Consider the following 8,946-nt stretch of genomic DNA (forward strand, 5'->3'; position numbering starts at 1 on the left):
GGCATGGTGAAGTCCTTCGCTGCCGCATGGTCGCGGCTCGGTTTGGAGGCGGTGTGCAGGCGCCTCGGAGAAGGCGGGCGTGTCGTGCCGCGGCGTGGGGGTTCGACAGGCCCGCCACCAACCCGGCTCCAAGCGTGTGCGGAGGCGGAGTCCGCGGGCTACGAGGCGTGGGTCAGGGGAGGGGCGCCCGGTGTGCCCGGTGTGGGGGGCTGCCCGATGAGGATCTGGTGCTGGAGTTGGCGGAGCTCCAGGGAGAGGTCGACGCCGAGTTCCCGCCGGAGGGTGTCGCTGAGGCTCAGGCATGCCTCCAGGGCCTCGCCCCGGCGGCCGACGGCGTACAACGCGGTGATGAGCCGCCCGTGCAGCCACTCGTTGAGCGGGTGGGCGGCGACGAGCGAACGCAGCTCGCCGACCAGGTCGTGGTGGCGGCCGAGGGCCATGTCGGCCTGGATGCGCAGGGCGAGCACCCGCATCCACTCCTCGGAAAGCACGGTGAGGTGGGCGTGGAGCAGCGGGCCGCAGCGCACTCCGGAGAGGGGGGAGGAGCCGCGCCAGAGGGACATCGCCTGCCGCAGGAGTACGGCGGCGGCCTGCGTGTCGCCGCGATCGAGGAGGGCGCGGCCTTCGCCGGCGAGGCGGGTGAAGTCGTCGAGGTCGAGTTGTCCTTCTCGTTTTAGCAGGATATATCCGGGAGAGCGGGTGAGAAGGGTGACACCGTCCTCTGTGTCAGCTTGTTGGGTAAATTGGGAGCGGATGCGGGATTTTTTCTCTTTCGGGTGGATGCATCGGCGGATTTGGTAAATGTAGGACTGTGCGGTAATCACCGCGCTGGCCGGTGGATTGTCGGCCCAGAGCTCGTCGACCAAGGCGCTGATCGAGACGATGTGATTGGCTCGCAGCAGCAAGAGGGAGAGGGCCTGCTGGGCCTTGGGGGCGGTAGGTGTGCAGGTGACGTCCCCCTGCGTCACTTCCAACGGCCCAAGGATCCGAAATTTAATCAATTGTCCTCCCATTCTCTGACACCGAGGATTTGTCGGCGCAGCCCCCGGTGAAGTTCCATGTGTGGTCAGGCATGGCGCTGGGTGGGCTTGATTGTTCTCCGGCGTCTCCTTCTTCATATCGGTTGGATAAATTATGCATCCTTGTGCGGCGCACGCCACTGACGCCGGGAGTTGTCCGTTGTAAACTCTGGCCTTTTTCGGTGTGACATGAACTGTATTTACGGCTTTGCCGTACGGTGTGTGTCTCTGTGAAACGCGAAAAACCCGGAGAAGGCATGCCTCTCCGGGCCTTTCGTGAAAGGGGTTAGTCCTTGACCGCTCCGCCCAGGCCGCCGATCAGCCGCCGCTGCACCGCGACGAAGAAGATCAGCACCGGGATCGTCATCAGCGTCGAGGCCGCCATGATGCCGCCCCAGTCGTTCTCGTCGGGTTTGAAGAAGACGAGCAGGGCCGCCGGCAGCGTCTGGTTGTCCTTCGCGCTGATGATGAAGGTGCGCGCGAAGACGAAGTCGTTCCACGCCACGATGAAGGAGAACACGCTGGTGGCCACCAGGCCGGGCGCCACCAGGGGGAAAAGGATGCGCCACAGGATCACCGGCCGGCTCGCTCCGTCGATCATCGCCGCCTCCTCCAGCGCGTCGGGGACGGCGGCCACGAAGCCGCGCATCATCCAGATGGCGAAGGGCAGCGAGAACGCCAGGTGCACCATCACCAGCGAGCCGAGGGTGTTGAGTCCCACACCGGGCACCGTGGCGCCGATGTCGCGCACCAGGAAGAACAGCGGGATCGTGAGCGCCTCGATCGGCACCATCTGGGCGATCAGGAACATGATCAGCACCGTGGTGCGCATGCGGAAATGGAACCGCGTCACCGCGACGGCCGCCAGGAAGGCCACGAACGCGGAGAGGACCACGACGCTCAGCGCGACACCGAGGCTGTTGACGAAGTAGCGGCCGAAGTTCTCCCCGCCCAGCACGCGCTGGAAGTGCTCCAGCGTGGGGGCGAGGGTCCAGGGGCGCACGTCGAGCGACTGGATCTCACCAGCCGGCTTCAGCGCGGACAGGACCATCCAGTAAATCGGGAAGAACGTCACGACGGCGGCGGTCACCGCCACGACGTTGGCGATCCAGCGTGCTCTGGTCACAGCTTCTCCCCGGAGCGGTGCAGGGCGCGGATGTAGAACAGGGTGACAATCAGCAGGATCACCGTCATGACCACGCCGATCGCCGATCCAAGCCCGTATTCCGACGAACCGAAGGCGGTCTGGTAGGCGTACACGTTGAGGACGAGGTTCTGCCCGGCGATGCCGCCGCCGTTCGTCATCACGTAGATCTGGGTGAAGATCTTGAAGTCCCAGATGATCGACTGGATGACGACGATGGTGATCAAGGGCCGCAACATCGGCACGATGACCCGCCAGAACGTCTGCCAGGCGGACGCCCCGTCAAGGGAGGCCGCCTCCAGCACGCCGCTGGGAATCGCCTGGATGCCGGCATAGAGCGTGACCATGACAAACGGGAACGAGTGCCACACCACGGTCGCGCCCACGATGGCGAACGCCATCCACTTGTCGTAGAACCAGTTGTAACCGTCGATGCCCAGCACCTGGTTCACAAGCCCCAGATCGGCATCGAACAGGAACATCCACACCGTGGCCCCGGTCATCGCGGGCGCCGCCCACGCCGCCATCGCCGCCAGTGAGAGCAGCAACCGGGGGATGCGCCCGGCCCGGGTCAGCACGATGGCCAGCGTCGCACCCACCGCCAGCGTCGCCACGACCAGCGCCGCCGCGAACACCACGGTCGTGACCAGCACCGACCAGAACCGTTCGTCGCCGAACAGCTTGGCGTAGTTGTCGAAGCCGATGAAGCTCGTCGGCTCGCCACCACTGACCTGGGCCTGCCGGTAGTCGAAGACCGACAGCAGGCCCAGCATGTAAATCGGATAGCCGAACAGCGGAAGCAGTACGGCGGCCGCCGGCAAAAGGTAGATCCACGGCCGGAGCGCGCCACGCGCGCGGCGCGGCTTCGCCGTACCGGACCGGTGGACCCGCTTCTGCGGGTCCACCGGGGACTTAACGGCAGTCGTCATGAAACCATCTGCTTCCGGCCTTGAGCGGTGCTCACTGCCCGAACGCCGCCTTCACCGCCGCCGCGGCCTCATCGGTGGCCTCGTCGACGCTGGCCTGCTTGGTGGCGATCTTCTGCAGCATGGTCGGGATGACCTTTTGGTTGTCGATCTTCACCCACGCCGGCGAGATCGGGACGAACTTCGTGCCCGCCGCCACGACGTCCATGAACGGCTTGAGGAACGGCTCCTTGGCCGCGAGCTCCTCCCGGGCGGAGGTCAGCGTCGGCAGGTTGCCCATCGCCTCGAACATCTTGACCTGATACTTCTTGCTCGTGAGCAGCTGCGTGAACTTCACGGCCAGCGTGCGGTGCTTCGAGCTGCGCATGACGCCGATGTTGTTGCCGCCGGCGAAAGCGGGTGCGATCGAGTCCTTCTTCGCGCCCGGCAGCGGGACCACCTCATACTTCCCGGCAGCCGCCCCGGCGTCCACCGCCGAGCGGTTGAAGTTGCCGAGGATGCCCATGGCCGCCTTGCCGCTCGTGAAGAGCTCGGCCGTCTTGCCGCCGGTGAGGCTGGCACACGCCTGTGGCGGGCAGACATCGTCGCTCAGCAGGTCGGTGTAGGCCTTCACGCCCTTGCGCGCCTCGGGACCGTTCAGCGTCTGCACGTCGCCGCCGGCGTCCCACACGAAGGGCAGGGCCGCGAAGGTGTACTCGCCTCCGACGGCTATGCCGTACATCTCGGGCTTCTTCTTGCGGATCTCCCGGGCGGTCTTGGTGAGCTCCTCGGTCGACTTCGGCGGCTTGAGGCCGAGCTCGTCGAAGACGTCCTTGCGGTAGTAGAGCGCCCGGACGCCGATGAACCACGGCACACCGTAGATCTGGCCGTCCACCGTGGCGGACTTGAGCAGATCCTCAGTGAAGTCCGAACCCTCCGGCGAAGCCTTCAGATCGGCTGAGAGATCGGCGAAACCCTTGGCCGCGGCATATTCGGCCAGGTCCGTGTTGCCGTATTCCGCCACGTCGGGTGCGCTCGCCGGGTCGTTGAAGGCACCCTTGAACTTCTCGTGTCTGGCGGGCGAGGTGGGGATATACGTCACCTGGACCTTCACGCCGGGATTCGCCGCCGTGAATTCGGTGATGAGCTCACCCACCACTTTTTCCTTCGGCGCACGATTTGGCTCATCGAAGAGCCAGACGTTCAGCGTGCCCGACTTGTCGTCGCCCCCGGTCGCCTGCGGCGCGGTGGACGGCGCGCACGCGGCCAAGGCTAGTACGGCGACGCCCGCCGCGGCCAACGTGAAGACCCTCATTCGACCTCCTCCTATTGGCGGCTGACCATAGGAAACGCTCCCAGGGCACGGGAAGAGGGGATGACGTTTGTTGTGCGATGCACAATCATGTGGCGGGTGACGTACAAACAGGATGTTTCTGGACGTAACCAATCCGCGTCGCTTCGGAGGGGCTTAGCCCTGCTGGAGTACATCCGCGACCATGCCGGAGCTGGGCAAGGACTGTCGCTGACCAGACTCGCCGACGCCACCGGCCTGTCCAAGAGCGCGGTCCTCCGGCTGACCACCCCTCTTGTGGAGTTGAACCTGCTCGCCCGCGACCGCAAGAACGGCGCCTACCGCCTGGGCCACGGCGCATTACACCTGGGCCAGGCATATCTTGCCACTTTCGACCTGCGCACCGTCGCGGCCGAGGAGTCCTATCGGCTGATGTGCGAGGTGCGGGAAACCGTGCATCTCGTGGTGTACGAGGCGCCCCATGTCGTTTACATCGACAAGGTGGAACAGGAGCCCATGGTGCGCATGGGCTCCCGAATCGGGAGCCGTGCCCCCGTGCACTGCACCGCGGTCGGCAAGGCCATCCTGGCCTGGCAGGGCGACGAGGTGATCGGCGACGTCGTCGCCGCCGGGTTGCCCGGCCGCACCGAGTGGACCATCACCGACGGCGACCGGCTCCGGCTGGAGCTCGCCCGCATCCGGCAGCGCGGTTATTCGGTCGACGATCGGGAGAACGAACCCGAGGTGCGCTGCGTGGCAGCGCCGATTTTCGACCACACCGACGCCGCGACCGCGGCGCTGTCCATCTCCGGCCTCACCTCCCGCATCACCGCCGCCCGCGTTCGCGAACTGGGGCCGCTTGTGGCCAACGCCGCCCTGCGCATTTCCCGCGAACACGGCTCAACCCGCTGAGCTTTTACGGCGGGGGCTGAGACCGGAACCCCGATTCCCGGGGCCGGAGTCGCCGGGAACGGGTTTGACGGTTTTGCTTTCCCAGGCGGTTGAGGCCCGGTCTTTCCGGGCTTGCTTTTCCCCGTTAGGCAGTCGGCGGTGCGATTGGGGTTTCACACGTCCGCGCAAGCGCGTCGGGTCCCCCTACTCGGAGTTGCACCGCCGAACGATGCCGCTCGTTTTCCGCCGGCGGTTGCTCAGGCGGGCGGCGGCATGATCTGACGGGGCAGGTAAGGGCCGGGGCGGTGGCGCCATTCGCGGTGGTAGCCCAGGGAGACCTCCTCGAACCGCACGTCGTCCACCAGGTAGGAGCCTCGAATGTGCAGGTGCCCGTAGACCATGGCCTCGGCGTTGTATTTACGGTGCCAATCGGCGGTGAGCACCGTGCCGCACCACAGGGAGAACTGCGGAATGCGGGGGAGAACCACCAGCGAAGGGTGCAGCGGATAATGATTGGCGAATACGACCGGCAGGTCGCCCGGCAATTCGTTCAGCCGCTCCTCGGTAATGCGAATACGCTCGTGGCACCAGGCGGCCCGGTCGGGATGCGGGTCGGGGTGGAGCATGAACTCGTCGGAACAGACGATCCCCGACTCGTAGCACGCCGCGAGAGCCTCCTCCACGGTCTTTCCCGCCGGCCTCAGGCTGTAGTCGTAGCCCAGGAACAGCGGCACGAGCACGAACCTCGACCCCTCGCAGTCGAGCTCCTCGTAGGGATCCTCGGGGGTGAGCACGCCCAGCGATCTGCACAACTCCACGAGGCGTTCGTATCGCTCGACGCCGCGCGCCTGCAGCGTGTCGTCCCGGGTGGTCCACAGCTCGTGGTTGCCGGGCGTCCAGACGACGCGGGCGAACTTGCGCGTGAGTTCGCCCAGGGTGTGCGCTATATCGCTTTCCGTCTCGGCGACGTCGCCCGCGACTATGAGCCAGTCGTTGGGTGAGGGCGGGATGGCCTCGACCACGGGCCTGTTCATCTTGTGCGAGACGTGCAGGTCACTCACCGCGAGCAGTTTCATCGCCGGTCACCTTTCTGGCGACAGTGGGAAGTGGCCATCCATGATAGGAGGCAAGGCTTTTGTGGTTAGGGGCCGGGATCACGGTTGGCGGAAAATTGCATAGGTGGTGGCCAGACCGTTTGACTGCTATGGCCGGGGGATATCAGTGACATTCTCCCCCGTGGTCTCAGCTAACTGGCCGGGTTATGGTGATTTTTGGTGTTCGTGCATGTCAGCGCCACACCCCCAGCTCGACCCCATGTGTGCGGGCACCGCTCCAGATCACGTAACACCATGCTCCAGCTCCACGACCTCACCGCGGGAGGAGACTGCGTGTGACCGTGCCCCACCTAACCCCACAAACCGTCCTGCCTTATCCCTTCAGTGACCGCCCCACCGTGCTCGACCCCCCGAGCACGCTGGCCTGGGTCCACGACGAGCCCGTGTTGCGCATCACGCTGCCCAGCGGCGACGGCGCCTGGCTCGTGACCCGCTACGACGACGTGCGCACCCTGCTCAACGACCGCCGGCTGACCCGGGACCTCTCACGGCCAGGCACCCCGCGCATGTCCAAGGAGAACATCCTCTTCCAGGACCCCAACGTCAAACTCGAACCCCCCGATCACCCGCGCATGCGCCGCCTGGTCGCCAGGGCCTTCACCGCCGCGCGGGTCGAGCGGCTGCGCCCCTACACCCAGGGCGTCGTGGACGAGATCCTCGACGGCGTGGAGGCCGCAGGGCCGCCCGCCGACCTGCAGTCCACGCTCTCCTTCCCGCTCGCCATCCGCATCCTGTGCGAGCTGCTCGGAGTGCCCACCGAGGACCAGAAGGAGTTCACCGCCTGGGCGGAGGTGTATCTCTCGCTCGGGAAATATCCCGCCGCGGAGGTGGCCAAGAACGACGCCCTCCTGACCGCCTACATGACCGACCTTATCGAGGCCAAGCGCGCGAACCCCGGCGACGACCTGCTCAGCGGCCTGATCGCCGCGCGGGACGAGGGCAGCGGCAAACTCAGCGACTATGAGCTGTTCTACTGGGCCAAGGGCCTGCTCATGGGCGGCTACGAGACCACCGCCAACCATCTTGGCGCCTCGATGGTCACTCTCCTGACCAACCCGGGCCTGCTCGCACGCCTCCGTGCGGACCCCGAGCTCGTGCCGCGGGCCGTCGAGGAGATGCTCCGCATCCAGGTGCTCTTCCACTCGATCGCCTCCCTGCGCTATGTCAAGGAGGATGTGGAGGTGGCCGGGACCGTCATCCCGAGAGGGGCGGGCATCATCCTCGCCATGGAGTCGGCCAACTATGACGAGGCCGCCTTCCCGAACCCCTCCGAGGTCGACCTCGACCGCCCGGCCCGCCCCCACCTCGCCTTCAGCTCCGGCCCCCACCACTGCGCCGGGTCCGCCCTCGCCCGCATGGAGCTTCAGGTGGGAATCGGCCGCCTGCTGGCCCGCTTCCCCACCCTCGCCCTGGCTTGCGCTCCTCTCGACCTCAGGCGTGCCGACGGCGTGTTCATCGAGGGTTTCGTGACGGTCCCCGTCACCTGGTGAACCCTTCTCCTCGCCCCGCGGCTCGGGGCGAGGAGGCCGTCACCTTGCTCCCCGGGCTCCTGCAGCGGCGCGTACGGTGACCTTTGCCGCATGCCTCTCCCGCAGTAGGCCATTGCCTCTCGCCTGGTCGGCCGGACACCCTGAATTCAGCGTGGGCCGAGCACGTCACCGGCGGCTTCGGCCGGTAAGGGAAGCGATCTCGTTTTCCCTTACAAAGAGCAAGGTAAAAGCTCCTGGAACGCCGTATGATCCTGGAGTCCCTGACCGGCCGCCGACTGGGCGCCGAGCAGCCGCCGAGCGGCTGTTGGCCGGGCACCGAGCGTTGCCCGCCAGGCGCCGACACTCTGGTCCGCCACGAGATCCACACCCCGACCCGGCATCACGGCCGACACGTCGAACACACCCCCGCACCACTCGTCCACCTGCACCAACCAACCGCATCTGGACCAGCCGACTGCCGCGATCTCTCCGCCTGACCGTCCCTAGCGGGAACCGCCGGCGGAACACGGCCTTTCCATCACCGAGAAACATCTCTCTTCGTGACCCCGCCGCCTGCCCGGCCCGGGGACCTGGCACCGCCGTATCCCAAACAAACCGCGCAAACGGGGGCCCGCGGGGCCGGACGAACGCCACACCGCCCGGCCCCGCGGCCATACCCGCCCGCGCACCGCCCGGCCTGCCCTGCGGCCACACCCACTCGCGCATTGGGCGGACCCCTTGGCGCTGCGGCAGACACCCGCCCGTGCACCCGCCTGGCCCTGCGGCCACACCCGCCCTTGTATCGGCCCCACCGCCGGCCTGCCGCGGTCGACAACCATCCGCATCCCGCCCGGCCGTGCGGCCCCACCCACTTGAACATCGGCCCCACCTCCGGCTCCGCGCGCACTCAACTCACACACTCAGCTCAGTGCCTTCCGCAGCAACCGATCTCATCTGCTCGCACATCGGTGCACACTCGGGAGTGCCGTGCGACCGACAGGTCGGTCACGACAGCGCAGACGGTGACGGCGCACATCGGTGCACGCTCGGGGAGGGCCGTGCGACCGGCGAGCATCCAGTCGGTCGTAGCCGACCCTGCTAGCCGCTCGGCC

General features: G+C 66.7%; 8 protein-coding genes. 2 read left to right on the forward strand and 6 right to left on the reverse strand.

The window, feature by feature from the left end; all coding sequences use genetic code 11:
- Window positions 1-158 precede the first annotated feature (158 nt).
- The 4 genes from Ssi02_RS15060 to Ssi02_RS15075 form a co-directional block, all read right to left on the reverse strand.
- Window positions 159-1,001, reverse strand: a complete 843-nt coding sequence (locus tag Ssi02_RS15060) for an AfsR/SARP family transcriptional regulator (protein ID WP_204025932.1) — start codon at window positions 999-1,001, stop codon at window positions 159-161.
- 304 nt (window positions 1,002-1,305) lie between these two features.
- On the reverse strand, window positions 1,306-2,145 hold the full coding sequence (locus Ssi02_RS15065) for a carbohydrate ABC transporter permease (protein ID WP_239128917.1): 840 nt from the start codon (window positions 2,143-2,145) through the stop codon (window positions 1,306-1,308).
- The gene (locus Ssi02_RS15070; protein ID WP_204025933.1) at window positions 2,142-3,092 is read right to left on the reverse strand and encodes a carbohydrate ABC transporter permease; all 951 of its coding nucleotides are present in this window, start codon (window positions 3,090-3,092) and stop codon (window positions 2,142-2,144) included. Before Ssi02_RS15070 ends, Ssi02_RS15065 begins: the two co-directional genes overlap by 4 nt.
- A 31-nt stretch (window positions 3,093-3,123) precedes the next feature.
- Complete coding sequence (locus Ssi02_RS15075; RefSeq protein WP_204025934.1) at window positions 3,124-4,383, reverse strand: extracellular solute-binding protein; 1,260 nt, start codon at window positions 4,381-4,383, stop codon at window positions 3,124-3,126.
- A gap of 96 nt (window positions 4,384-4,479) precedes the next feature.
- On the opposite strand from Ssi02_RS15075, the gene Ssi02_RS15080 reads away from it, so the two are divergent.
- The gene (locus Ssi02_RS15080; RefSeq protein WP_239128918.1) at window positions 4,480-5,271 is read left to right on the forward strand and encodes an IclR family transcriptional regulator; all 792 of its coding nucleotides are present in this window, start codon (window positions 4,480-4,482) and stop codon (window positions 5,269-5,271) included.
- 236 nt (window positions 5,272-5,507) lie between these two features.
- Here the strand turns inward: Ssi02_RS15080 and Ssi02_RS15085 are convergent, their stop codons facing one another.
- Window positions 5,508-6,326, reverse strand: coding sequence for a metallophosphoesterase family protein (locus Ssi02_RS15085; RefSeq protein ID WP_204025935.1), 819 nt, complete (start codon window positions 6,324-6,326; stop codon window positions 5,508-5,510).
- A gap of 314 nt (window positions 6,327-6,640) precedes the next feature.
- On the opposite strand from Ssi02_RS15085, the gene Ssi02_RS15090 reads away from it, so the two are divergent.
- On the forward strand, window positions 6,641-7,855 hold the full coding sequence (locus Ssi02_RS15090) for a cytochrome P450 (RefSeq protein WP_204025936.1): 1,215 nt from the start codon (window positions 6,641-6,643) through the stop codon (window positions 7,853-7,855).
- A gap of 904 nt (window positions 7,856-8,759) precedes the next feature.
- Here the strand turns inward: Ssi02_RS15090 and Ssi02_RS15095 are convergent.
- Window positions 8,760-8,946 (reverse strand): hypothetical protein (locus tag Ssi02_RS15095; RefSeq protein WP_204025938.1); only part of this gene is annotated, 187 nt, incomplete at its 5' end.

It is taken from the genome of Sinosporangium siamense, assembly GCF_016863435.1.
GTDB classification, from domain to species: Bacteria; Actinomycetota; Actinomycetes; order Streptosporangiales; family Streptosporangiaceae; genus Sinosporangium; species Sinosporangium siamense.

Bases quoted from the DNA above. Each gene is read 5' to 3' on its own strand.
- Ssi02_RS15075 (WP_204025934.1), bottom strand. From the start codon at position 4,383: ATGAGGGTCTTCACGTTGGCCGCGGCGGGCGTCGCCGTACTAGCCTTG.
- Ssi02_RS15070 (WP_204025933.1), bottom strand. From the start codon at position 3,092: ATGACGACTGCCGTTAAGTCCCCGGTGGACCCGCAGAAGCGGGTCCAC.
- Ssi02_RS15085 (WP_204025935.1), bottom strand. From the start codon at position 6,326: ATGAAACTGCTCGCGGTGAGTGACCTGCACGTCTCGCACAAGATGAAC.